We start from the raw sequence: 24,539 nt of genomic DNA, 5'->3' as shown, positions 1-24,539 counted from the left end.
TCCCTATTTCCACCTATATAAGGATGTGACAATAGATTTTCTGGTGCTAGAGTTTTCTTATTACTAGAAATTCTCGGAATTTAGAGCAATTGCTAGAATTATCTATTGTGGAACCTAATTTGTTAGGAGTGAACGTGAACAATATTTTTATTCGTAAAGAATTTTTGTTGTTGCCAGGTTTAGCTGCTCTGGCAGTTGTTGGTACTAGTTTCTCTGCTCAGGCTCAAACAGTTAGTCCTGCTGAGAGTCAACAGTTAACTGAATCTTCTGCAACCGTATCAGCAAACACGGAGGCACAAAATCAAGATTCGGCGATCGCTAACTCCGTATCAGCGACAACTGAAGCACAGCAATTTCCCAGTGTTAATACACAGGATACAGCTACTCGCATCATCACACCTGTTCCTGGTACAGTAGCCACTACATCAGCTACCCTAGCACCTGAATATGTAGAATCTTCTACTCAACCATCTGCTATACCATCATCTACATCCACAATTGCACAATCAGATATTGACCCCGGTAGACCAACTCGTGGCGGTAGAAGCTACATTGGTGTTGCGGGTAATATTGGTATAAGTGGTGATGACTCATCTTTGAGTGATGGTAACTTCGCAGCCATTAGCAAAATCGGGTTGACGAATGCTATTTCCGTTAGACCATCAGCAGTGTTTGGAAGTAACACCACAATCTTAGTTCCCATCACCTATGATTTTACCCTACAAGCCGCAGACGCTTTTAGTGAACCTCTAGCGATCGCACCTTACATCGGTATTGGTGCAGCCATTAAAACTGGTGATGACTCCCAAGTAGGGTTTTTAGCCTCTGGTGGTATTGACGTGCCACTAAATGCTCAATTTACCGCCACAGCCGCCGTCAATGCTGGCTTCTTCGATAGCACTGATATCGGTTTACTCATAGGTGTCGGTTACAATTTCTCTGGCTTCTAGTTGAATTGGGGACTGGGGATAAAAAAGTAAAAAGTAAAAAGGTAAAAGATTTTTTCTTTTGACTTTTGCCTTTTTACTTTTACCTTGGATTGTTGACTGGGATTAATGTCCTCCCATTCCAGCCTCTTTCAACTACTTAGGAGTCACTTTGTCAATGGTCTTAATCTTGCCATCGTCGCCTACTGTCCAAACATCATAGACACCGACGACATCACCATTCGCATCAATATCAACGTTACCACTAGCTCCTTGATAGTTGATATCTTTGCCTTCCTGGAGTAACTTCAGCCCTTCACAGACATCAGTAACTTCCACACCAGGCGCACTAGATACTTCACGGATTTTACCAGCAATACCCACACCAGTATTTTCCTTGGCGGCTTGGGCTGCCAACACTAACAATGCTGTCGCGTCCCATGCTTGGGGTGCGAATTCTCCTGGCGCACTGCCTTTTTTCGATTGCCAAAGCTTTGTTAAGGCTTCTAATCCTTTACCATCGGAACCAGGAACTGTGCCAATGATGCCAGAGGCGATAAATTTACCATCAGCAGTTTTACCAACTTGAGCCGGAAATTCATCGGATTTCATGCCATCTGTCAGCATGATTTGTACACCTTGAGCCACACCTTGCTGATAGGCTGATTTCAGTAGTAAACTACCAGTCTCTACGTAGAAAACACCAAGAACTGCATCTGGCTTACCAGCAAAAGCCGCCGCCGCTTCGGTTTCAAAGGTGGTTGCTTTGGGGTCGTAACGTACAGGATTATTTTTGTTAACTACAGTCCCACCGAGTTTCTCAAAGGCTTGGACAAATGCTTTTTCAAAACCAACTCCATAGTCATTGTTAATCACAATGGTGGAAACTCGCTTAAAACCTTTCTTGTTGGCGAGTTCGGCTAAAGCTGGGCCTTGATAGCTATCAGGGGGGACTGTCCGCGCCCAAAAGCCATTAAAATCGCCTTTCTGGGCTTTTTCGGTAAATACGGGGCTAGTACTACCAGGAGAAATTAGTAAGACTTTATTTTGGGCAGCGATGGAGACAGCAGCTGTAGAAACGCTGCTAGCAAAAGAGCCGACTACGCCTGCAACCTTATCTACAGTTGCTAGTTTAGTCATACCAGCCGCGCCTGCTTTCGGGTCTGTTTGGTCATCTACAGCCACCAAACTCACAGGCTGACCATTGACACCACCGCAGGCGTTGACTGTTTCTACTACCAAGGGAACAGCCGCAGCCATTTGTTGTCCAATGGATGCTAGGTCTCCTGTTGCTGGCAGGAGAGAACCAATTTTTAGCCCTGACCCACCACTGGCCGCAGTGGTGTCTGTGGCTGGGGTACTAGTTGCGCCATTGTTAGCTGCGCCATTAGGTGTGGTATTACTTGTTTCACAAGCTGCTAAAAGAAAACCTGCGGTGAAGGTAGCTAAACCTAAACTGAGGGCAGCACTAATTCTTTGCATAGATTACTTTCACTCCTCAAAGATGCGGGAGCCTAAAAGTAAGATTCAAACTAAATTTTAAGTTAGCTTAATCTTAACAGGACTCTAAATGTTAAATGATAACATCCACCTTTAGATATAGAAGTATTTACCCCTAATATCAGTGTTTTTTATTAACACTAAAATCCTGTTAAAAAGCCATAAAAACGGAGAGGGAGGGATTCGAACCCTCGGTACGGAGTTGCCTGCCGTACAACAGATTAGCAATCTGCCGCTTTCGACCACTCAGCCACCTCTCCAAGGTGACAAGAATAAATAATAACAGCTATTTTTGTTTATGTCAAATAGTTTTTAGTCATTAGTCATTAGTCATTAGTCATTAGTCATTAGTCATTAGTCATTAGTCATTAGTTTTTACTGTGGACTGTTGACTTTGGACTATTGACTAATGTTTAGAGAACTTGCGATCGCATCCAAGCTATGGGTAGGGTGCGTAACTTTTTCCATTGGGGGACGTAAGCGCGTTGACTGAAGACATCGTAATCGTTGCGTTCAATCACATCTAAAATTTGACCGTATAACATAGAAGCCGCCCACACTGGCCAACGAGCATCGGGGGCCAGGTGAGTGATGCCCTTTTCTGCTTCGGTGTAGAATTGCCGCGCTCTCTCTATTTGAAAGCGCATGAGGGAGCGCCAGCGCTCATCTACAACGCCGTTGCAGAAGTCTTGCTCGGTGTAGTTAAATCGTGCTAAATCTTCCAGAGGAATGTAAATTCGTCCTCGTCTGGCATCTTCTCCAACATCCCGGAGAATGTTGGTGAGTTGATTGGCAATACCTAAGGCGATCGCTTCTTGTGTGGGAATATATAGTGGCTTGCTTTGATGCCAAGGTGCTGTGTTGGCGGTGTTATCTACCTCCATCACGGCTGTTGACATTAACCCTACAGTCCCAGCAACGCGGTAACAGTAGAGGTATAACTCCTCAAAGGTTTGGTAGCGGCTGCGATGTAAGTCCATACGCTGTCCGGCAATCATGTCCCGAAAGGGTTGAATGTCTAGGTTAAAGCGTTGGATTGCGTCCACCAAGGCTACGTCGTAATTTTCTTTGGGGTGTCCCGCAAACATCGCTTCCAGATGCTGCTCCCATAGGTCTAGGGTTTCTGGCGTAGTAATGGCGGATGCGGGCCCGTCCACTAATTCATCTGTACGGCGACACCAGGCGTAAATTGCCCAGATGGCTTGGCGCTTTGCCGGACTCATCAGCAATGTACCCAAGTAAAAAGTTTTGGCATACTTGGCTGTGAGATGCCGACAAAGTTTATATGACTCGTCTACAGAGACCAGCGTTTTCATGCGCGGGGGGGAATCAGGCAGTTGCAGCATTCGTTGCAGGCGGTCGGGTTAGCGTTTGCAGGTTTGAGGTGTTGTCCTCTGGCAGCGATTCACAAATCGCCTGCGCTGTTAGCTTACCAGAAAGTACGGCCCCTTCCATACTGCCTAAATAGCGCTGCATGGTGTAACTCCCACTTAAAAAGAAATTGGCAATGGGGGTTTTTTGGGCTGGACGGTACTGTTGACGACCAGGAGTCGCTTTGTAAACTGAACGCGGCGTTTTTACGACGTGAGATTTCAGCAATTTTGCTGGATTATCGCCCTTAAAGTGGTCGGGGAAGAGTTTTTCCAACTCGACCATAGTAGCAGAGACGATTTCCTCGTCAGATTTACTAATCCAGTCTTTGGCAGGGGCTAGAACTAATTCCAGCATTGAGCGGTCGGGATTAGCGTATTCACGACAAGTGTTACTCATATCAGCATAAACGCTGAGGAGGGGCGATCGCGAAAACAACAGGTGATCAATGTCTGTTAATTTCCGATCAAACCACAGATGGAGGTTAATTACTGGTACGCCTTCTAAACCTTCTAGCTTCTGGAAAAACTCCATTTGCTGCCAAGGTTGTGGCAACATAACTTTCAATGGGTCAACTGCCATAGCTGACACGTAAAAGTCTGCCGTAATCACTTCATCTGGTTCTCCATTTAACCCGCGCAGCAAGAACCCTTTTACTGTACCATCCGGATTGAGCAAAATCTCTTTTAGTGGGGCGTTGAGCCTGACTTCTCCACCCCGTTCGGTGATGTAATCAACGATTGGTTGGCACAGTCGTTCTGTGGGAGAACCATCCAAAAAGGCTATTTTGGAGCCATATCGCTCTTGCAGAAAGCGATTTAGGGCTGTTAATAGAATTGTGGAGGAAACTTCATCGGGATTAATAAAGGTTAAAGCCTTAGATGCAGCAATGAACACGTCACTTGCTACCCGCTCACCCACACCTTGCCTTTTCAACCAATCGGAGAAGCTGTACTTGTCCATTTCCTCGACATACTTCTGGCCTCGAACGATGGCTGGAAGCAGTCCAATGGCGAACCTAATCTTCTGCTCCCAGGTCAACATATCGTTGTTGCGAAGGATCGAGGCAATGATGTTAAAGGGAGAGGGGATATCAGGAACATCAAAACGTGAGAGTGTTCCGGGTTTATCTGGTTGATTAAAAATCAGTGTATGTTCTTTCCACTGGAGTCGGTCTTCAATGCCCAACTCCTTGAGTAATTGCAGCATATTGGGATATGCCCCAAAGAAGGCGTGTAACCCGGTTTCGTACCAGTCGCCGTCAGAGTCTTTCCACGCCGCCACAAGGCCACCCAATACGTCCCGACGCTCTAAGACTATGGGAGTGTGACCTGCGTCCGTGAGATATTTCGCGCAGGAAAGTCCTGCTAGACCAGCGCCAGCGATCGCTACTCGCATTTAAACCTACTGTTCTTCAATATTTCTTAATGGTTTTGCCGTTCTCATTATACTTTGCAATCCGTTACATTTGGCACTAATTGTGCGATCGCTTCTAGAAAAAAGTTTATACAGCCTTTCTTCGTCAAAAGAGGCAGGGAGCTTTTCGGGACAAAAGAAGTAAAATATACACCGTAATGGTGTAGAAATGTATAGAATCTTGTAAAGATATAAAATACAGTCTTTTTAAGATGCAAACATTTCCCGCTTATTCCTCAATGCAGCTGTCCTTATCACCAACTCAATGTCAGCCTTTGAAGATTATCGCACTGGGGGATAGTTTAGTATACGGCTTCGGTGACCCAGAAAAGGGGGGTTGGGTGGAGCAGCTGCGGCGCTGGTGGATGTTGCCTGATAGCTCTGGTCATGTGCTGTACAATTTGGGAGTCAGAGGCGATCGCACCCAGCAAGTAGCACAAAGGTTAGAGGTGGAATTTCGGCATCGTGGCGAATTGCGAAATCGTGTCCCTGACTTAATTATCCTCTCCGTTGGCGTTAACGATTCAGCGCGGTTAACTCGTCTGAATGGACGTAACTGTACAGATTTCGCTTTATTTGAATCGGAAATCGCTTCCTTACTCGACCAAGCACAGCAACTTTGTCCTGTGCTATTTGTGGGGATGGTGCCGGTAGATGAAGCTAAAATGCCTTTTTTGAATTGCTTTTATTTTAATCATGCCGATCAATACCGCTACAAAGAAGCAACTAGAATTGCTTGCAATCAACGGCAAATTCCCTATTTAGATATTTTCGACCAATGGATGGCGCGCGGTGACGCTTGGCGTAACAAACGTTTAACTGAAGATGGTCTTCATCCCAACACCCTGGGTTATCAATCCCTGTTGGAAGATGTGATTCATTGGGAAGCCTTAGCTGGTTATCATACCCGACCGGACTATCAGCTAAAGTGATGGGATTGAGGAAATCACTAATGTCAATTTTCTCCAGATAAAAAATATTCGCCTATCATAGGGTGAGTTTTGGGAATCTTGACATGACCAACAACCACCTAAAGAGGGAAAAATATTTTGGCGTGATGGCGATTGCCACTTTTTTGGTAACTTGTTCTATTACAGTGGGTACTCTTGTAACTTCCCATAAAAACCAACCTGTAATACTCACCCAAGATTTACCCGTTCCTCCCAATCAACCCCAATCGCCGCCACCACCTCAATTAGACAAGCTGACCTTTACTGTACCGATTCAATATCAAGGGAAAACAGTTTATAAGGTACAAACCAATAGTAACGAGAAAGTGATTGCTCTCACCTTTGATGATGGGCCGTGGCAAAAAACCACGCCAGAAATTTTGGATATTCTTAAACAAAATCAAATTAAAGCGACATTCTTTTGGGTAGGCCAAGCTATACAAGCAAATCCCGACATAGCTAAAACAGTGGTAGCTGAAGGTCACGCTATTGGTAATCATACTTGGCATCATTGGTATAGACGCATGAATGAAGCCACAGCCAAGAGCGAAATTGAACGCACATCCGACCTAATCTACAAAACTACAGGGGTGAAAACTCATTTATTCCGTCCCCCTGGAGGAGTTTTAAACAATGGACTAGCCGCTTACGCTAAAAGCCAGAAAAACGCTGTGGTCATGTGGTCTTTGACTTCAGCCGACACAGACCCCCGCGCTAAACCTGAAGTATTTGTGAAAAACGTTGTCAAAGGTGCAAAACCTGGTTATATAGTTTTGATGCACGATGGTGGAGGCGATCGCCAAAGAACAGTAAAAGCCCTACCACAGATTATTAGTGGACTGAAACAACAAGGTTACAAATTTGTGACGGTTCCCGAATTATTAGAAACGAAGCCGTAGTAAAATTGTGCATGAAATTCATTATTACTAATTAGTAAGTGAGCGATACAGATTCAACTTACATGAGAAAAATATAAACTATCTTTCGTACTCATTACTTCTATGACTCCAACTTTATTTGGTCGTTGGCAAACTAGACTTTTATTACTTGCTACTATCGGTGTATTAGTATCCTTGCCTTTTGCAATGGGTTTAATCGGCCCCGGTGCTAATTCTGTTTATTTTTGGATACTAGCTTATGTCGCAATTTTTGGTTTAGGGTGGGATGTCCTTTATGACTACCTACAAAAGTTCCGTTGGGATCGGGATTGGCCGGCGGCTTATCAACTCATGGCTGGTATTTGGGAATTAATATTTGTTTTTTGCGGAGCCAAAATTTTTGGCTTTTTACCATTACCTATCCCTAAAGAAGTAATACCAATCGATGCTTTTTTAATGCACTACAGCGTGGTTTGGTTAGCAGTTTTTATTGCTTCCCAAAGCATTATGCGAATTATATTTCCCCGTTGGCGTTTTCGAGGCGGACAATGGCTTTAACAATTCAAGGTTCAAAGTTTTATACAGATTTATTTATGGCGATGAACACTAATATATTGACCATGAATATTAACAAAGTATGGTACTAGATAAGTTATACCAGCAGAAATCCAGCGATCGCTTCCCATATTTCCTTGCAATAAAGCCCTGCCATGATTGATAATAAATAAAATAGAGCCAACAACAACCGCAACCTTCAACGCAGTCGGCACAAACTTCGGCTCAATTAGGCTGGCAAAATATCCTTTCAAAAAACTAATCTTTTTCGCCATATAGCAGCAGTCCTCATTACCTACTCCCTACTCCCAGCCCAAGTGACTATAAAAACTCTAGATTCTTAAATTATTTTGACGTTGCTGATTAGTGGGATGATTTTTGTCTCACGCATTCGCCCTTGGCGTTCCCGAAGGGTAGGCGCAAAGATGCATTCGCCGCAAGGCGTTCCCGCAGGGTAGAATCAATATTCTGCTTTGTACAAAAGTCTCAATTCATCCCGCATTTATGCAACGCCATTATTTTATGTCACATTTAAATATTGCTAACTTAGGCGAAGACTTTGTAGCCCAATGGTTGCAATCTACGGGTTGGATAATTTTACATCGTCAATTTTCCTGCCGTTGGGGCGAAATTGATATCATCGCCCAACATACTAGAAATAATCAAGAGTATATACTAGCATTTGTCGAAGTTAAAACTCGTAGTCCAGGTAATTGGGATGATGGAGGACGAGGTGCAATTACACTGAAAAAGCAAACAAAAATTGAGCGGACAGCAAGAATATTTTTAGCCAAATATCCTGATAAAGCTGAGTATATCTGTCGCTTCGATGTGGCGATTGTTTCTTATCAGATAATTTCTAAACAGCATCCTGAGTTATCTATCAGTCGGGAATCTGTAACTAGTTCTTCAATGGGAGAATATAAATTTCAGTTGCAAGAATATATTCCGGCGGCTTTTGACTGTACTAATTGATGGTTCCAAAGAAACGCTAACCTACCACAAGAGGGAAGTGATAATTGCCCAAAAATGCTAGGAATAAGTTGGAGCTTCAGCGAATATAGACGCTGGGCGCAGTGCCATCGCAACTGATCTACTATTTAATATGAATCGTTCCGCTTGTCTTATTTTTAACCCAGTTGCTGGTCAGGGTGATCCAGAAGTTGATTTAGCAGCAATTCGAGCCATCCTAGAACCAGAAATGGATCTAGATATTTACCTGACAACAGAGGAAATCGGCGCAGATAAACTGGCACAGGAAGCCGTAGAACGGGGAGTAGAGACGATTATTGCCTCAGGGGGAGATGGTACATTATCTGCTGCGGCTGTGGCTGTGGCTGGGACTGATATTCCCTTGGGAATTATTTCACGGGGTACAGCCAATGCTTTTGCAGTTGCGTTGGGAATCCCTGATACAATTGATGCCGCTTGTCGGACAATTTTGCAGGGAGCAACTCGCAATGTAGATGTAGCTTATTGTAATGACCTGCCAATGATATTGTTAACAGGCATCGGTTTTGAGGCGGAAACTGTGGAAAGAGCCGACAGGGAATCAAAGAAACGCTTTGGGATTATGGCGTATATCATGGCTGGCTTTCAAGAGTTGAGAGAGTTGGAAAGTTTTGATGTAGAAATCGAAACGGAAGACAAAATCATCAAAACCACGGCGGCGGCGGTGACAGTGGCCAATGCTGCGCCTCCTACTTCTGTTTTAGCTCAGGGGCCGGCTGGCATTATTTATGATGATGGCTTACTAGATTTAACAATCGTAGCGCCTAATAGCAAAGCTGGGGCGATCGCTGCTACTTATCATCTGTTTCAGTCTGCTTCTTCGGGAAACGCCGCCGAGCGCGATGATATCGGTTATCTACGAGCCAAACAGTTTAAAATCACAGCAGACCCACCACAAAAGGTAGTAATTGATGGTGAGGTTGTGGGTAAGACTCCAGTTGATATTAAATGTTTACCAGCAGCCTTAAAAATTTTTGTTCCTTCAGCACCAGAAGAGGAGCTAGTGGAGAAACTAGAGGGATTACCCAATTTGACTATTGAACTGAAAGAACCAGCCGAAGAACCATGAATCAATTCAAAATTCAAAATAGCCTACGGCAAGGCTTGCGCCAACAAAATTCAAAATTAAAGACAGCCACCCCTTGTGAGTGGGGTTTCTACCTACCTTGGGAAACAAGGATTTTTTCTCTGACGAGACGCTACCGCGTAGCTTGCTTCTCCGTTCGCGTAGCGTTCCGCAGGAAAGGAGTACGCCCACTAGGGGCGAGGTTTTAAACCTAACTTTTTCCGATAAAAAACGTCTCATGATAGCCGTTGACAGTCAACAGTCATCAGTCATCAGTCAACAAGGAGTAAATATTATTGAAACTAGTCTCTGATCCAGCAATACCTAAAAAAATTTGCAAGATGCAGCAACGGGTACGATGGCAAGACCCGTTAATATTGGCACGGAATATTGACCAAACTCGGTTAGAAATTGAGGATGGCAAAAGGGGAGATGGGGAATTCTCTTTTTTAGTGGTTGGTGATAGTGGTTCCGGGAAACATCGGGGACACAATCCCCAGCGCCAAGTAGCGGAATTGATGTTACCCCATCATCAAGACTGTAATTTTCTCCTGCATACTGGCGATGTCATTTATCTGGTGGGGTCTAGTGAATACTACAAACCAAATTTTATCCAACCCTATCGTGAGTTGATTGTTGGGGGAGAGAATCCCCGACAGATTGCTTACGACAAGATGGTGTTTAAGTTACCGATTCTACCTGTACCGGGAAATCATGATTATTATGAGTTGCCCGTTTTATTAAGTTTATTGTCTGTTTCTACTTGGCCGCTTCGCTATTTATTGCGATCGCGTTTAGATATTGATGTTGGTTTTCGTGGTTCGGGTACAGGTGAAGCTTATGCCAAAGCCTTCCTCGATTATCTCAAAGGGTTACAACTACCAGGAGATTTACCCCGTCATTTAGATCAACATTACACCGCCAAGACCGACACAGGGCGTTGTTTGGTTTATCAACCAGGAAACTTTACTCGCCTTCCCAATCGTTATTATACTTTTCGCTATGGTGGGATAGATTTTTTCGCCTTAGATTCTAATACATTTAACGATCCAGAGCCTTTACCCGCAACCAGACAAGGCGAGAGCGATCGCGCAACTTTAACCAAGCGCCGGGACGAGTTAGAGCGCGAGAAGATGCAGATGATTGAAACTTCCGCCAAATTGAACCCAGATAACCCCAGCGAAGCGGAACGTTTAGATGATCTGCACTCAAATGTGTCTCAAATTGAGGAAATTATTGTTGATATCGACAAGCAATTAACTACTGATTCTCAACCAGCACAGACTGACACCGAACAACTAGACTGGCTTAAGCAGAGATTAATTGCATCGTGGAATAATCCAGCAGTACGGGGAAGGGTAATTTATTTCCATCATCCTCCTTATGTCACTGAGGCGACCAAATGGTTACAATCACAGACTCTGGCGATTCGCAGCCGCCTACGCGACGTATTGGATGCAGTGGCGCAAGAGATAGGTGATATTAATCAAGGTCGTCCCCTAGTAAATTTAGTATTGAACGGTCACGCTCATTGTTTAGAATATCTGCAAACCTTCGACACCGGACACGGTGACGCGAATATACACTGGATTGTCTGCGGTGGGAGTGGCTACAGCCTGCGTCGCCAGCGTCAAGAAGGCGCAGATTTAATAGAAGATGGTAAATTAATAGCGCGATCGCATCTCTTCGTTGGTCGCAATGGTCACGGTTCCCAAAAGCACCGTCCCTATTCTTGTTTGCGTATTGATGTGACAGGCGATGAGCAACCAAAATTTATCGTCCGTCCTTTAGTCGCTGAATGGTATCAGCGTCACTGGCACAATTATGAGCTTCCGCCTTTAATTATCTGAAAACCCAATCCCCATTACCCCTTATCCCCAATCCCCAATCCCCAGTCCCCAGTCCCCAATCCCCAATCCCCTTTACCGAGAAATCCGATACTGCTGGGCTATGTAATAAAATAGCGGATAGTAATTTGGAAATTCTTGACTGGGGCTTCGTCCTTGCCAGCTATACTTAACTTGGTTTTGCGTCAGTGTTAGCGTCATTGAACTGACAGAATCATTCGCTTCTATCCCTAATATTCCAGTTAAACCTTGACTGGTTTGAAAGTTATCTTTCTCTGAGGTTGGAGATTCTATTAGTTGATTACTCGCCCAGGCTCGAATTTCTACTGAGTTGCGCTTGGGTGACACCAAAACAACACCATCAGCGTTTGTTGGCGTTGCTAAAGCATTCCAGTTACTGGGATAGGGAAACTCAAAGCCATAGCGAGCATTTTTGTAAGTTTTCCATGTGATATCTGTGACGTTGAAAACCGGGGTAGAACAAGCGTACAGAATCAACAACAAAGCGATCGCTGTACCAACATAAGTAGTTTTGGTATAAAAAGCCTTTATCAATCTCAAGGTTTTTACTACTAATGTAGACATAATTCCACATTTTTCTAAAACTGGAAATCTTTGTATATATAGGATTTTCAAGATAGCTTTAGTCATTTGTCTCAATTGGGAGCTAATTAATAGTTTAGTCTTTTAAATAACTTAAATTAGTCATGGTCTTTGTAACAAACCAAGATCAAATGTAAACAAAAGTAACAAAATAGCCGTCAAAGCGTTTTACCGTCTTGACAACCAAGACGGTAGTCGATACCGTTATATACATACCCGGGTAAGGCCATCGAAAAGTTATATGCAAACTAAGCAAAAGGTTACGTTATATCTATCGCCAGAACTGCACAAAAAGCTGAAGATTCGTTCGGCCATTGATTCCGAACCAATGTCTGAACTTGCTGAACGCGCCCTTGATTTCTACCTAACTAACTCAGATTTAGTTGACGAATTAGAGGCTGCCGCTTACGGACGAACTCACAAAGTTTATTCATGTCCTAATTGTGAAAGTTCATTAGTATTACGTGATGGGGAACTGGTGGCTTTAGGAAACCAACCAGGGCTAATTGGTCAAGACCATCTTCCCATTGATGAAATGACTGAAGCAGAAACCCATCCCAAGGGTGAGGAAGAATTGGTTCCTTGCTAGATAGGAATTAGATAAGGAAGTCATAATTCTGTTGTTGTCACCAACAAAACGATGTCTTTACTGTACTAGGGTCTCAAGAAGGTCGATTTATGAAAGAAGAGCTCAACATTCTCATTCAAGCTCAATACCCACTAATCTACCTTGTGACCTCCGAGGAAGAGCGGGCAGAGCAGGCAATTTCCACAATCGCCCAAGTGTTAAGGCCCCAACGCCGAGTTTTTGTTTGGACAGTAACTCATGGCATCGTGGAGTATGGTCAACCCCGGAATGTCGGTCAACATAATACTGTCTCGCCAGAGGCAGCAATAGACTGGATCATCCGGCAGAAAGAACCTGGTATATTTATTCTTAAAGATTTACATCCATTTATTGATGCTCCCGCGACTACAAGGTCATTACGAGATGCGATCGCCAGCTTCAAGGGTATGCAAAAGAACATCATTTTGATGTCGCCGATGCAGCAAGTACCCATAGAACTGGAAAAAGAAGTAGTCGTTTTAGATTTCCAACTACCAGATATGTCTGAGTTAAACAAAGTTTTAACTCACCATTTAGACCAAAGTCGTGGCAGACGCTTGACCACAGAAGCGAGGGAAAAGCTCCTCAGAGCAGCTTTGGGCTTAACCAAAGATGAAGCTGAGAAAGTATATCGCAAAGCCCAAGTAACTACAGGGCGTTTAACCGAAGAAGAAGTAGATATAGTTCTATCTGAGAAAAAGCAACTAATTCGGCGTAATGGCATCTTAGAATACATCGAAGAAGATGAAACCATTGATGCTGTAGGTGGCTTAGAAGAATTAAAAAAATGGCTCAAACAACGCTCGAATGCGTTCACAGAAAGAGCTAGAGAGTATGGCTTACCCCAACCAAAAGGGATGTTAATTTTAGGGGTTCCTGGTTGCGGTAAGTCGTTAATCGCCAAAACAACATCCCGCCTGTGGGGTTTACCACTGTTGCGTTTGGATATGGGGCGAGTTTACGACGGCTCAATGGTGGGGCGGAGTGAAGCTAATCTGCGTAATGCCCTGAAAACAGCAGAATCTATCTCACCAGCCATTCTCTTCATCGATGAACTGGATAAATCCTTTGCTGGTAGTTCAGGTTCTGGTGATTCCGATGGCGGTACATCCAGCCGAATATTTGGTTCTTTCCTCACATGGATGCAGGAGAAAAAATCTCCAGTGTTCGTTATGGCGACAGCCAACCGAGTAGAACGCTTACCTGGGGAATTTTTGAGGAAAGGCCGTTTTGATGAAATTTTCTTTGTGGATCTGCCCACACCTGAAGAAAGGAGTGATATATTCAAGATCCACCTGAATAAACGCCGTGAAGACATCACCCGGTTTGATTTGGAGCAACTTGCCAAGATGTCCGATGGCTTTTCCGGGGCAGAAATTGAACAAGCGTTAGTTGCGGCAATGTACGAAGCCTTTGCCCAAGACCGCGAGTTCACCCAATTAGATATTATTGCTGCGCTTAAAGCTACATTGCCACTGTCTCGCACGATGCAAGAACAGGTAACAGCCCTAAGAGACTGGGCTAGACAGAGGGCAAGACCCGCCGCAGCCTCCGTCGCTGAATACCAGCGCATGGAGTTTTAAAAGCTTTCCCTGCTAACCCAGGGGGAAAGGCTAGCCCAAAAAAGCTAGCAGTTACGAGAAAAAAGCCGCTCCCACATTATGCGCGGCTTCCCTGAAAACAAACGTTGTCCTTTTTTCTCAATCTTCTCATTGGAGGAAACCCAAATGTCTCACTTTAGCACTCTCCGCACCAAAATCACCGATGCCGAAATCCTCAAAGCTTCCTTGCGCGACCTGGGCATCAGCGTAAAGACTGAAGCTGATGTTCGTGGTTACAATGGTCAGCGCGTTCGCTCCGACATCGTTGCAGTTTTGGACGGCGAATATGATCTAGGTTGGTCTCGCAACAGCGATGGTTCTTTTGACCTAATCGCTGACCTGTGGGGCGTTGCTAAAAAGCACAACCAAACCGAGTTGATCAACTCCATCAACCAAAAATATGCTGTTAACAAAACCTTGGCTGAAGTAAAACAGCGCGGTTTACAAAACGCCAATGTGAAGTTGGTATTGCAATAACAATTTCTCTGCGCGTTCCCAAAGCTGCACGGGTTAACCACATCATAGCGGTTAGCCCGCTTTTTTTATGCTTCTTCTACTCCAGCAAATTCCAAAAGTAACCATCTGGCGCAATGAAAGAGAAACTTTTTTCTCGAAATTCATTTTCAATAATACTAGTAAACTTTTGTACAGGACTGGACTTGATGCGATCGCTATATGTTGCCAATCCTCGTACGCGGTAAGTGTAAAGAGACATCCCCAAGCTACCAGGCTGGGAAGCTTCAAAGCGTGACTCTAAATTCATGGCTTCAGGGAAGCGAATAACATAAAGTCTCCCACTACGTGCAGCCATCAAGTCAGACTGGGAAGAACGGGGGTCATCAAAGGTAGTGACAATAAACTTTTCCCCTGGTTTCAGGTCAAATAAATCCCGACCGGCTGGTGAAGATTCATAACTAGTTTCCACATCATCACGCACACGCAACAAGCCCAAAACCTCTTCATAAAATTTCAGGCTTTCCTTGCTGTCATCTTGAACAATAATACCCATATGGGTAAACTGGCTAGTCTTAAATGTGCTGGCTTGGTTAATTTCTCCATAATGGGGTAGAGTATAGCCAAATCGTTGGAACAATACCTGACGAGTCAAGGGTTGCAAGAGTAACATTTCTCTCACTCCCACAGCTTGATCAATAAAAGGACGGCTTTTTCTCTCTTTGTTATAAATGACTTCCCAATAAGGGTAACTGTACCTTACCGCCCAACCAGAGGATTTTGCATCTTCTGCGTGATTTAAGACAGTTAATATATCAGCAGTTAAGCTAGTAGCCCAGCGATTACCCTTGATTTTCATGGATGATAAACCCAACCCTGGATTTGTAGGGTTTTGCCAAACCATCAACCGAATCAAACCATGATCTGCATTTTGGTGATACAAGCGAATCGATCGCAAACCAGAGTTTACCCCATACAATTGAGACGCGGCGGCTTGGGGTAATTCACCGACTTGACCAATCCGATAGCCAAATTGCTCCCAATATTGAATCGCAAAAATGGGATCGGGAACGCCTATACATACTTCATATATACCTGCGATCGCTGTTTCTTGCCCCTGAGTCATGCCAAATTCATATTGATCTTGCCTAGACTAGTCTACACTTTAGGAAATGGATGATGTCTGTATCAAGCTAGAAATGCGATTTAAATCTTGTAAGACAGTCGTAGCAGATTGGTAGCGATCGCTAAAATGATAGCGCACCATCTTATCTAAAATTAGTGCTAGTTCTTCGCTAACTGTGGCATGACTCCGCCACATCACATTCCCCGTCTCTGGATCTGGTGGGAGTTCTTGGGGTAATATCCCCGTGAGTGCTTGAATCCCCATCATCCCCACAGCGTAAATATCACTAGCCAAACGGGGATGTCCTGCAAATTGTTCTGGTGGTGCATAGCCACGGGTGCCGATGGCTACCGTAGCTAATTCTGTTTTTTGATCAGTTGGCGGCTGCATCAACTTGACTGCACCAAAATCAATTAATACTAAACGATTATCTTCCGCCGACCTAATAATATTAGTTGGTTTCACATCCCGATGAATTACCCGATGTTCGTGTACAAATGCCAAAACCTCTAAAACTCCTTTGAGCATTTCTATGACAAAAGCTTCGCTCTGTAAACCTGTGACAGGTGGTAATTCCTCATGCAAAGTATGCCCAGCAATATACTGTTCTACTAAATAAAATTCTTCATTCACTTCAAAATAAGCCAGCAGTGCCGGAATTTGCTGATGCTGACCCAAGGATTCTAAAATTTCTGCTTCTGTAATGAACAAACGCCGCGCCACTTGCAAAAACTTTGTATCCTTGCGTGCTGGCATTAACTTTTTGACCACACAAGTAGGATTCCCTGGTCTTTGAGTATCTTGTGCTAGATATGTGCGACCAAATCCACCAGCACCAAGCACGCTGGAAATGGAATAACGACCACCCAGTAATAAATCATCAGCGTTTTTTCTGGGTGTGATCACAGCAGAATCATGGTGAGAGTGTTGGTCATGGAACGCTGTAGTATCTGCTATTGCTGTCGCTTCGTTCAAAAGGATATTTAACTGCTCAATTACTTCCTGTTGTTTCTCCACTTGCAACATGATTACCTTAGTTTGTTGCTGAGTGCGGTAAGTTCTATAAGTCATCACACTCACCCCACTCATAACTAAAGTTAAAGCTGGTGGAATTAAGGGTATCCACCCAGCTTTTAGGAACAAACCAGCACAAATTACTACCAAACCCGTTAAGGCTATACCCACAACGACGACGACTAGTAAAGGATGCTTGAGCCACCACGCCAAAAGGCCACCCACTAATGACCAAGCCCACAGCCAAACCAGTTCAGCCCAGTCAGGCCAGTACCAAATCAGAGGTCGCCCATCTAATACTGTACTGAGTAGCTGACTAGTAATCTGTGTATGTATCAAAACTGATGGGGTTCTGGTTGGTTGACCTTTTGCTGCACTATAGGGTGTGTATAAACCTGGATGAATACTAGATGCAGTCGTGCCAATAATTACCAAACGGTCTTTGACTAAGTTAGGGTTAACTTGGTTGTTTAAAACTTCTGTCAGGGTGAATGTTGGAGCTAAATGATTAGGATGACGATAATTGAGTAATATTTGATAACCTTTAGCATCCACACCTTTGTAACTACCAGAATTAGGTGTCAGGATGGGAAAGGCGGTTTTACCAAGATAAAATTGATGTTTTTTAAAGTCTACGTGAATACCTGTTTGTTCTAGGTAGGTAATTGCGGCTAAAGCTGCGATTGAGAATTGTGTCGCACATTTACTATCATTGGCTTCAGAAAACACCAAAGCACGGCGAACAACTTGGTCTTCCTCAATATCAGAAATAACATCGTTATAGCCGATATTCTCCGGCGGGAAATTTGGCGGGGGTGGTACTTCTGACCTACCCATACTGCTTGATAAGCAGGCGCTGATAATATTGGTAGGATTTTCCAGTCCCGCCCCTAGATTTGTCTGCTCTGGTCGGTAAACATTGAGAGCAATTACACGGGGTTGATAGGATGCGAGTTTAGTTAAGAGTCGATTGATGGTATCATCAGCTAAAATCCAACCTTTTTTTGCTAAATCCTCTTCCGTAATTGTAACTAGTAAGATTCGGGGATCAAGTGGTTCAGCAGGACGCGATCGCAACATCTGATCATAAGCTTTTAATTCCCAAGACTGTAACCATTTCAGTTCCCTAACTCCCCACACCAAAGCCGTGACTCCCAAACTAGTGACTAAAATTATTTGCCACCAGTTCTTGTGAACAGCAGTGTCACGGTAACTTTTATCCTTAATGAAAGCAGCGCGGAGTTTGTTTGATATTCCAATAATCACGGGATTGGGGCAGTAGCCAAAATTTTGTTACAAGCTGACCAACTAAAGCTTCCTTTAATTTAGCAAGTTACCGACTACAGGCGATCGATAGTCATTAGTTATTAATCATGGGTCAACTACTATTTCTCATCTCCCCCAGTCTACTAACTACGCTCCTTCATCTTCTTCAACCAAATTAGAAGTTGGGGATGGTAAATTCAATTGAGGTTCTTCGAGTGAAGCATTGATGGTTACATCAGTGAAATAGTAGCCAATAATCTTGTCGTAGTTGGAAGCAACAGCCAAGAAAGCCCCACCAAGTATGTAAATGGGTAATGGTAGGGCAAATCCTTTCACCCAATCAAATAACTCTGCTAGGGCAAACAAAACCACAAAACAAGCAAGCCAAACCCTCATTCTTTTATCCTCCGTGCAAGCATCTCTGCTAATAGGGTAAATAGGTTGCATGATACTTGATGTTCAATTTAACCACAACTGCTCGATATTATTTAACAATTGCTGATGGTTGACAAGTCAACAACGGTTGAGCCGATCGCAATACTGCATCCAGTAAACCAGGAAACAACGCCTCTAAGTCTTCACGCCGCAATCTATTGATGTGCTGTGTCCCTTCTTTACGGGTCAAAACTACTCCCGATTCTCGCAAAATCTTGAAGTGGTTAGACATGGTGGATTTGGCGATCGCAAAATCAAACTCAGCACAACACTGTTCCCCCTTGCTGGCTAACAACCGCACAATCTCCAATCGTGCTGGATCACCTAAGGCATACAACACTCCTGGTAAAGAAATATCTTTTCGGTCTGGATGATACAGAAATCTCATAGTTGCATTATCTCTGAAAATGAATTATATTTTTATTATTCGATAATATCGAATAAACGAATTAAGGGCAAGTAATATGTCATCCATTACAAATGTCACAGAAGCCACATTCAAGCAAGAAGTTCTGGATAGCAACGTTCCAGTTCTAGTGGACTTTTGGGCCCCTTGGTGCGGCCCTTGCCGGATGGTAGCGCCGGTTGTGGATGAAGTGGCTAGCGAATACGTAGGACAAATCAAGGTAGTGAAACTGAATACAGATCAAAACCCCACCGTTGCCAGCCATTATGGTATTCGTAGCATTCCTACGCTGATGGTGTTTAAGGGAGGAAGGCAAGTTGATACAGTAGTAGGCGCTGTTTCCAAGACTACATTGACTAAGACTTTAACACAGCATATTCAAGAAGGGTAAGTCCAGGGGACTAGTAGTTCACCAACCCAAAATTGCTGGGCTAGGGCAAGCAGGGGGAGCAGGGGAAGCAGAGGGAGCAGGGGGAGAAAGAGATTTTTTTTGCTGCTATTAACCTTGCAAAGTTCTCTTGGCAGACTACTAGGGACTGGGGATTAGGGATTGGGAACTGGGCAGGGAGAAAAACTATTGACAACTGACAACTGACAACTGACCAATTTCCTATTACCTATCCCCATTACTAGCCAATAACTATTAATTCTTGTAATCTACTGGCAGGCAAACTTTTACACCTAAAGAGCCTAGAGCCTAATTGTTATAAAATTACACACAGGGGAAATATTGTGAGTACGATTACCCAGATTCAACCTCTAGATGTACCAAGCGCTATTGTTCAGCGTCGCTCGATTAAAACTTTTAAAACAGACCCCATTGCCCCAGAATTGCTGAAACAGCTAGTAGACTTGACTGTAGCCGCACCCAGTAGCTTTAACATTCAAGATTGGCGAATTATTTTGGTGCAAGATGAGGCGCAAAAAGCAGCCCTTTCCGCCGCCTCTTGGAACCAAAAACAAATTATCGAAGCACCTGTAACTTTTGTTTTCGCCGCCGATTCTAGCGTAGGTGAAGGAGACTTAACCCCGGTTTTTGAAACAGCATTGGCCACTGGGGCTTGGAATGAAGGGACTGTGAATTATTTTAAAAATGCTATTCCCCAATTTCAAGCAGGACTGGGAGATAAGCGCCGGGAATATGCAATTAAGGATGCAATTATTGCCGCTACCCATTTGGTATTAGCAGCAGAAAGTTTAGGCTTATCCACCTGCTTTATGAACGGCTGGATTGAAGACCAAGTAAAAGAAGTAATTGGTGCGGCGGATAATTCTGATTTAGCGATCGCTGTCTTAGTTCCTGTAGGCTATGCAGCAGAACCTCGCTTAAATCCAGGTCGTCTGCCATTGTCTAGCAACGTCTCTGTAGACAGAATTGATAATCCCTATGTAGGTTAGGCAGTAAGGAGGGGGAAAAGTTAAGAATTCGGGCAAGGGAAAATCTTGGATTCTTTCCTCTGCCCCCTGCTTCCTCCCTTGTTCTAAATTGCTACTGATGTAAAACATTTAACAGAAATGACTGTATTTTTGCGAATGCGATCGCTTTTATAGGCGTAGCCAGATAGATTAGGACATCAAGCAAAGATAAAACCCTGACAATACAAAGCTTTCAAGTCTGTCAACAGTCAACAGTCAACCATCAACAGCTATACCTGGCGTACACACAAAGTCTCGTTGCTGAAGTCCTCTTTAATTACGAATTACGAACTACAAATTACGAATTATTCCCTTGTTGTATCCTCAAACTGTTGCGTAATTTGTATTGTTATATGTCTTCTAGCCACAAACTGCGGCAGTTACTTGCAAATCCTGAAATTATTGTAATTCCTGGTATCTACGATTGCTTGAGTGCCAAACTGGCTGAAAATATCGGTTTTGATGTGGTGGCTACCAGTGGCTTTGGTATTGCTGCATCTACTTTGGGTTTGCCAGATTACGGTTTTCTCACAGCTACGGAAGTGCTTTATAGTGTGGGGCGTATTGCTCAGTCTGTAAGTGTTCCCGTCATTGCCGATTTAGATACTGGCTATGGCAATGCTTTAAATGTGATGCGGACTATCAAGGATGCTGTGCAGTTGGGTGTGGCGGGTGTATTGTTAGAAGACCAAGAATGGCCGAAAAAGTGCGGACATTTTGAAGGGAAGCGAGTTATACCCACATCTGAACACGCTGGCAAAATTCGTGCAGCAGTAGAAGCGCGGGGTGACAGTGGTTTAGTCATTATTGCTCGTACCGATGCCCGTGGCCCATTGGGTTTAGAGGAAGCGATCGCCCGTGGTCATGCTTACATTGAGGCAGGCGCAGATATACTATTTGTGGAAGCTCCCCAGTCTGTGGCAGAATTGAAAGCGATCGCTTCTGCTTTCCCCCACACACCCCTAGTAGCCAATATCGTTGAAGGAGGTAAAACTCCTCCACTATCCGCATCAGAACTACAAGATTTAGGCTTTAAAATCGTGTTTTTCCCCCTTACTGGTTTATTGGCAGTAACGCAAACATTAACAGCTTGCTTAAGTCATATCAAAGAACAGGGAACCACAGCTAATTTTACTGACATAGTGAACTTTCAAGATTTTCAAGCCCTTGTCGGCGTTCCCCAATTTCTGCAAATGGAACAAAAGTTTAAATCGTAAGTCAAGTCGCTTTGCTCCAATTCAAAATTCAAAATACCCTTCGGGAAGGCTGCGCCAACAAAATTCAAAATTAAAGACCCCACGGATAAATCCGGGTGCTTGAATTAATGTTGTTTCACTTCTTTTTTTCGCCATAAATAAATTTAGCGCGAAGTTCAGAGCGGAGGAAACCTCCGCTCTGAACTTCGCAAGAGAGGGGCTTGTATCCTTTTTTTGTTCGGTCAAATAATTCTTATTTCCCGACTATGGCAAGATGAGCTAGGCTCAACATCTTGCCTTTGTGTTCAATTAACCTGCCATCTCCAAATATTACCTTGAGTGGAGTAACATTCAAGCAACAAAACCCAGCAGTACCGAGGTTTTGTGATGTTTTCCCATATCTGAACTGAAGCGTATTGCCTTATACCCCTACACCCCTATACCCTTACACCCCTTTTACCCACTATCTATTTTTAATTTTCCCTCTAAATTGTGGGTACTCTATTAAATAAGTCTTATTTTTAGGTCTTTTTGTTCTATTTAACTGACCGTGACACTTTTAGAGTAAAGCGTCCGTCTATTTTATGTAAGACATCTATTAAAGTTATAAATTTGACCAAAAAGTTCCCTGATAATTACAGCATGAGCATGAAATAGCGAATATCAATTATGTATCCGAAAGATTTTTTATGCTTTTAAAACTAGCCAAAAAAAGTACTATCCTTCGCTGCTGTACTTACTTGTGTATTACTTTAGCATCTTTAATAGCGGTTCTCAGTACAAATACTAGTGCCTTAACTCAAGTAGCAGGTAATTCGCAAATTCCACAAAAACCTATAGCCATTCCGATTCTAACTCTTAGTGCTAACTTGATTTGGCCCACCCAAGGATATATTTCCCAAGGCTTCCGCAAATATCAACATGAAGGAATTGATATTGCAGCCCCATCGGGAACACCTATTTTCGCCGCAGCGACTGGGAAAGTGGTTAAAGTCGGATGGGATGAATGGGGGCTAGGTAATGCTATTGAAATTAAACATCCTAATGGTAGCGTCACTGTTTACGGACATAATCGCCGTTTGTTAGTCAGCAAAGGTCAACAAGTGAAACAAGGACAAATCATCGCGGAAATGGGGTCTACAGGTAATAGCACTGCACCACATTTACACTTTGAATATTATCCTAACGGGAAAGTAGCAGTTAACCCAATGACTGTTTTAGCATCTTCTACCGCTAGCAAAATTCCCTCACAACCCGTTGCTAGTAATACGGCTAAAGTTAATCAAGTCAGGCGAGTACCGGAAAATCACCCAACCAAACCTGAAAATAATTCTTCCCTTACTCCCTCCATACCCATCCCCATAGAACAGCCAGTTTCACCCGCGCAAAACATTCCCGTGGCCTTTGCACCAGTAGTTACTGATACGAGATGCAGTGGTTTGACAGTGCTTGAAGGTGAGACAACAAATATACTAGTCCGAGTCTGCAACGAAAATGGGCAATTGTTTTATATTGGTGAGTTGAAACAAAATCCAACCCAGCCCGTCAAAATACCAGCTTGGAGTATTGGTAAAGATAGATATCAGGCAGATAATGGTAGTTTCTCTTACGTAGTTAGTCCGGAACAAGTGGAAATTTGGCGTAATGGTAGTCAGATACGTACCGATAGTTTTTATACTTCTAATAAATAAAAAAATTAGGTTAACTATGAGTAAAAAGATGAGTATTTGCTGATATTTCCTTAAATTTAATCAATGATGAAAAACGTGACGACAACTGTTTTTATAAATTTTCTTACTTTTTGCTGAGACACAAAGGGAAAAGACTTTATGATCAGTAGTATAAAGTACAAAAATCTGGTATTTATTGTCATTTTTTAGCTGTTAGACATAAGGTGTTCACCAATGGAATTTATTGCTTATTCCTCTATGGTCATTGCTAACCAAGAGGCAAATGGTCAGACTGAATATCTCGAATATGAACTACCAAAGTTTGATTTTAGCTGGGGGAAATTGCTCAAGTCTTCCGCTTGGCTGTCTGTAGCTGGTTTGATGGTATTGTTTACGGCCTTAACTCAAGTTAATGGTGCTTTGGCAGCATACGTGCGTACTAATGGCAGTTGTCTAAATGTGCGTACCTCCCCTAGCATTAATGCTAGAGTCGTAGACTGTATCCCTAACGGAACTCAAATCAGTTCCACAGGTAACATCAACGGTTTTGCGCGCCTATCTGGTAACAGATACGTAGCAGCTAGATGGGTGAGTGGAATGTCTGGCGGCCGTCCAACCCAACCCGGCCCTGGTGTTGGTGGAACTGTAACACTGCGCCTTGGTTCTCGTGGACAAGCAGTTTCCGCAGTGCAGAGAGCGATCGGAGTCGAACCCACAGGTTATTATGGTGCAGTAACAGCTCGGCGTGTGCGCGAGTTTCAAGCCAATAATGGCTTACGCGCAGATGGTATCGTTGGCCCAGAGACCCGCAACGCACTGTTTAGAGGGAACCAAAACCAACCACCAACTGGTGGCCCTGTAACACTAAGCTTTGGTTCTCGCGGTTCAGCAGTTTCCGAAGTACAGAGAGCGCTTGGTGTGGAACCTACTGGATATTATGGTACGGTAACAGTCCGCCGAGTGCGTGAGTTTCAAGCCAATAATGGTTTACGTGTAGATGGTGTAGTTGGGCCAGAAACTCGCAGCGCCCTATTGAGAAGTTAATTACGTTAACAAAAATCTTCGCCCTTGCCCCATAGTTTAGAAACTGTGGGGCAAGTTTTTATATAGACGAAACATTAGTATAGCTGGGGACTAGGGACTGGGGACTTTCGAGAATAGGGGTTTAAGAAAGGGGCAGAAAAGCAGGTAAAATATGAGACTGTAATCAAACCGTAAAAATGGGT

26 protein-coding genes and 1 tRNA gene are annotated in these 24,539 nt (G+C 43.6%); 16 read left to right on the top strand and 11 right to left on the bottom strand.

The features are described 5' to 3' along the window. Positions 1–128 precede the first annotated feature (128 nt). The gene (locus tag H6G14_RS20575; RefSeq protein ID WP_422394090.1) at positions 129–950 is read left to right on the top strand and encodes a RodZ family helix-turn-helix domain-containing protein; all 822 of its coding nucleotides are present in this window, start codon (positions 129–131) and stop codon (positions 948–950) included. Positions 951–1,082: 132 nt separating this feature from the next. Here H6G14_RS20575 and H6G14_RS20570 read toward each other — a convergent pair whose 3' ends face one another. The 4 genes from H6G14_RS20570 to pds form a co-directional block, all read right to left on the bottom strand. Further along, the gene (locus tag H6G14_RS20570) at positions 1,083–2,408 is read right to left on the bottom strand and encodes an ABC transporter substrate-binding protein (protein ID WP_190569163.1); all 1,326 of its coding nucleotides are present in this window, start codon (positions 2,406–2,408) and stop codon (positions 1,083–1,085) included. A 186-nt stretch (positions 2,409–2,594) separates the two neighbouring features. After that, positions 2,595–2,686: transfer RNA gene (locus H6G14_RS20565), tRNA-Ser, on the bottom strand. A 153-nt stretch (positions 2,687–2,839) separates the two neighbouring features. Beyond that, positions 2,840–3,772, bottom strand: coding sequence for a 15-cis-phytoene synthase CrtB (gene crtB, locus H6G14_RS20560; protein WP_190569162.1), 933 nt, complete (start codon positions 3,770–3,772; stop codon positions 2,840–2,842). Further along, the gene (gene pds / locus H6G14_RS20555) at positions 3,756–5,195 is read right to left on the bottom strand and encodes a 15-cis-phytoene desaturase (RefSeq protein WP_010996000.1); all 1,440 of its coding nucleotides are present in this window, start codon (positions 5,193–5,195) and stop codon (positions 3,756–3,758) included. The genes crtB and pds overlap by 17 nt, the downstream gene beginning before the upstream one ends. A gap of 230 nt (positions 5,196–5,425) precedes the next feature. Between pds and H6G14_RS20550 the strand changes: the two genes are divergently transcribed. The 3 genes from H6G14_RS20550 (at position 5,426) to H6G14_RS20540 (ending at position 7,599) form a co-directional block, all read left to right on the top strand. Further along, positions 5,426–6,145 (top strand): GDSL-type esterase/lipase family protein, encoded by a 720-nt coding sequence (locus H6G14_RS20550; protein WP_190569161.1) that lies wholly within the window; start codon positions 5,426–5,428, stop codon positions 6,143–6,145. An 83-nt stretch (positions 6,146–6,228) separates the two neighbouring features. After that, the gene (locus H6G14_RS20545) at positions 6,229–7,062 is read left to right on the top strand and encodes a polysaccharide deacetylase family protein (protein ID WP_190569160.1); all 834 of its coding nucleotides are present in this window, start codon (positions 6,229–6,231) and stop codon (positions 7,060–7,062) included. Between the two features lie 102 nt (positions 7,063–7,164). Continuing rightward, positions 7,165–7,599, top strand: a complete 435-nt coding sequence (locus H6G14_RS20540; RefSeq protein WP_190569159.1) for a hypothetical protein — start codon at positions 7,165–7,167, stop codon at positions 7,597–7,599. Between the two features lie 29 nt (positions 7,600–7,628). On the opposite strand, the gene nrtS is transcribed toward H6G14_RS20540, so the two are convergent. Continuing rightward, complete coding sequence (gene nrtS, locus H6G14_RS20535; RefSeq protein ID WP_242053495.1) at positions 7,629–7,871, bottom strand: nitrate/nitrite transporter NrtS; 243 nt, start codon at positions 7,869–7,871, stop codon at positions 7,629–7,631. Positions 7,872–8,118: 247 nt separating this feature from the next. On the opposite strand from nrtS, the gene H6G14_RS20530 reads away from it, so the two are divergent. The 4 genes from H6G14_RS20530 (at position 8,119) to H6G14_RS20515 (ending at position 11,523) form a co-directional block, all read left to right on the top strand. Continuing rightward, positions 8,119–8,571, top strand: coding sequence for a YraN family protein (locus H6G14_RS20530; RefSeq protein ID WP_190569158.1), 453 nt, complete (start codon positions 8,119–8,121; stop codon positions 8,569–8,571). Positions 8,572–8,701: 130 nt separating this feature from the next. After that, the gene (locus tag H6G14_RS20525; protein ID WP_190569157.1) at positions 8,702–9,676 is read left to right on the top strand and encodes a YegS/Rv2252/BmrU family lipid kinase; all 975 of its coding nucleotides are present in this window, start codon (positions 8,702–8,704) and stop codon (positions 9,674–9,676) included. After that, positions 9,673–9,882: a hypothetical protein gene (locus tag H6G14_RS20520; RefSeq protein ID WP_190569156.1), complete on the top strand. Its 210-nt coding sequence runs from the start codon at positions 9,673–9,675 to the stop codon at positions 9,880–9,882. The genes H6G14_RS20525 and H6G14_RS20520 overlap by 4 nt, the downstream gene beginning before the upstream one ends. A gap of 87 nt (positions 9,883–9,969) precedes the next feature. Further along, positions 9,970–11,523, top strand: a complete 1,554-nt coding sequence (locus H6G14_RS20515) for a metallophosphoesterase family protein (protein WP_190569155.1) — start codon at positions 9,970–9,972, stop codon at positions 11,521–11,523. A gap of 72 nt (positions 11,524–11,595) precedes the next feature. Here H6G14_RS20515 and H6G14_RS20510 read toward each other — a convergent pair whose 3' ends face one another. Further along, positions 11,596–12,171 carry a hypothetical protein gene (locus H6G14_RS20510; protein ID WP_190569154.1) on the bottom strand — a complete coding sequence of 192 codons (576 nt, stop codon included), beginning with the start codon at positions 12,169–12,171 and terminating at the stop codon, positions 11,596–11,598. Between the two features lie 193 nt (positions 12,172–12,364). Between H6G14_RS20510 and H6G14_RS20505 the strand changes: the two genes are divergently transcribed. The 3 genes from H6G14_RS20505 (at position 12,365) to H6G14_RS20495 (ending at position 14,808) form a co-directional block, all read left to right on the top strand. Further along, the gene (locus H6G14_RS20505) at positions 12,365–12,712 is read left to right on the top strand and encodes a slr0373 family blue light stress response protein (protein WP_190569153.1); all 348 of its coding nucleotides are present in this window, start codon (positions 12,365–12,367) and stop codon (positions 12,710–12,712) included. An 89-nt stretch (positions 12,713–12,801) separates the two neighbouring features. Next, on the top strand, positions 12,802–14,313 hold the full coding sequence (ycf46, locus tag H6G14_RS20500; protein WP_190569152.1) for a stress-responsive protein Ycf46: 1,512 nt from the start codon (positions 12,802–12,804) through the stop codon (positions 14,311–14,313). A 144-nt stretch (positions 14,314–14,457) separates the two neighbouring features. Next, positions 14,458–14,808: a DUF1257 domain-containing protein gene (locus H6G14_RS20495; protein WP_011321426.1), complete on the top strand. Its 351-nt coding sequence runs from the start codon at positions 14,458–14,460 to the stop codon at positions 14,806–14,808. Between the two features lie 76 nt (positions 14,809–14,884). Here H6G14_RS20495 and H6G14_RS20490 read toward each other — a convergent pair whose 3' ends face one another. The 4 genes from H6G14_RS20490 to H6G14_RS20475 all read right to left on the bottom strand — a co-directional run bounded on the left by H6G14_RS20490 (position 14,885) and on the right by H6G14_RS20475 (position 19,013). Continuing rightward, complete coding sequence (locus H6G14_RS20490; RefSeq protein WP_190569151.1) at positions 14,885–15,910, bottom strand: VOC family protein; 1,026 nt, start codon at positions 15,908–15,910, stop codon at positions 14,885–14,887. A 39-nt stretch (positions 15,911–15,949) separates the two neighbouring features. Beyond that, positions 15,950–18,190, bottom strand: a complete 2,241-nt coding sequence (locus H6G14_RS20485; protein ID WP_190569150.1) for a CHASE2 domain-containing protein — start codon at positions 18,188–18,190, stop codon at positions 15,950–15,952. A gap of 147 nt (positions 18,191–18,337) precedes the next feature. Continuing rightward, complete coding sequence (locus tag H6G14_RS20480; protein ID WP_190569149.1) at positions 18,338–18,586, bottom strand: hypothetical protein; 249 nt, start codon at positions 18,584–18,586, stop codon at positions 18,338–18,340. A gap of 88 nt (positions 18,587–18,674) precedes the next feature. Next, on the bottom strand, positions 18,675–19,013 hold the full coding sequence (locus H6G14_RS20475; RefSeq protein ID WP_190569148.1) for an ArsR/SmtB family transcription factor: 339 nt from the start codon (positions 19,011–19,013) through the stop codon (positions 18,675–18,677). A gap of 76 nt (positions 19,014–19,089) precedes the next feature. Here H6G14_RS20475 and trxA point away from each other — a divergent pair, with 76 nt between their 5' ends. The 3 genes from trxA (at position 19,090) to H6G14_RS20460 (ending at position 21,664) form a co-directional block, all read left to right on the top strand. Further along, positions 19,090–19,422, top strand: coding sequence for a thioredoxin (gene trxA / locus H6G14_RS20470; RefSeq protein ID WP_190569147.1), 333 nt, complete (start codon positions 19,090–19,092; stop codon positions 19,420–19,422). Between the two features lie 341 nt (positions 19,423–19,763). After that, positions 19,764–20,429 (top strand): nitroreductase family protein, encoded by a 666-nt coding sequence (locus tag H6G14_RS20465; protein WP_190569146.1) that lies wholly within the window; start codon positions 19,764–19,766, stop codon positions 20,427–20,429. Positions 20,430–20,800: 371 nt separating this feature from the next. Then, positions 20,801–21,664, top strand: a complete 864-nt coding sequence (locus H6G14_RS20460) for an isocitrate lyase/PEP mutase family protein (RefSeq protein ID WP_190569145.1) — start codon at positions 20,801–20,803, stop codon at positions 21,662–21,664. Between the two features lie 21 nt (positions 21,665–21,685). On the opposite strand, the gene H6G14_RS20455 is transcribed toward H6G14_RS20460, so the two are convergent. Next, a complete protein-coding gene (locus tag H6G14_RS20455; protein WP_190569144.1) occupies positions 21,686–21,889 on the bottom strand; it encodes a hypothetical protein in 204 nt (67 codons plus the stop codon). Between the two features lie 443 nt (positions 21,890–22,332). Here H6G14_RS20455 and H6G14_RS20450 point away from each other — a divergent pair, with 443 nt between their 5' ends. Both H6G14_RS20450 and H6G14_RS20445 read left to right on the top strand, forming a co-directional pair. Continuing rightward, positions 22,333–23,334 (top strand): M23 family metallopeptidase, encoded by a 1,002-nt coding sequence (locus H6G14_RS20450; protein ID WP_190569143.1) that lies wholly within the window; start codon positions 22,333–22,335, stop codon positions 23,332–23,334. A 213-nt stretch (positions 23,335–23,547) separates the two neighbouring features. Next, positions 23,548–24,357 (top strand): peptidoglycan-binding domain-containing protein, encoded by an 810-nt coding sequence (locus H6G14_RS20445; RefSeq protein WP_190569142.1) that lies wholly within the window; start codon positions 23,548–23,550, stop codon positions 24,355–24,357. Positions 24,358–24,539: the final 182 nt, after the last annotated feature.

The organism is Nostoc parmelioides FACHB-3921 (genome assembly GCF_014696625.1).
GTDB classification, from domain to species: Bacteria; Cyanobacteriota; Cyanobacteriia; order Cyanobacteriales; family Nostocaceae; genus Trichormus; species Trichormus parmelioides.
Note: the sequence above shows the minus strand (reverse complement) of the source record. Positions and strands in the feature narration are given on the sequence as shown.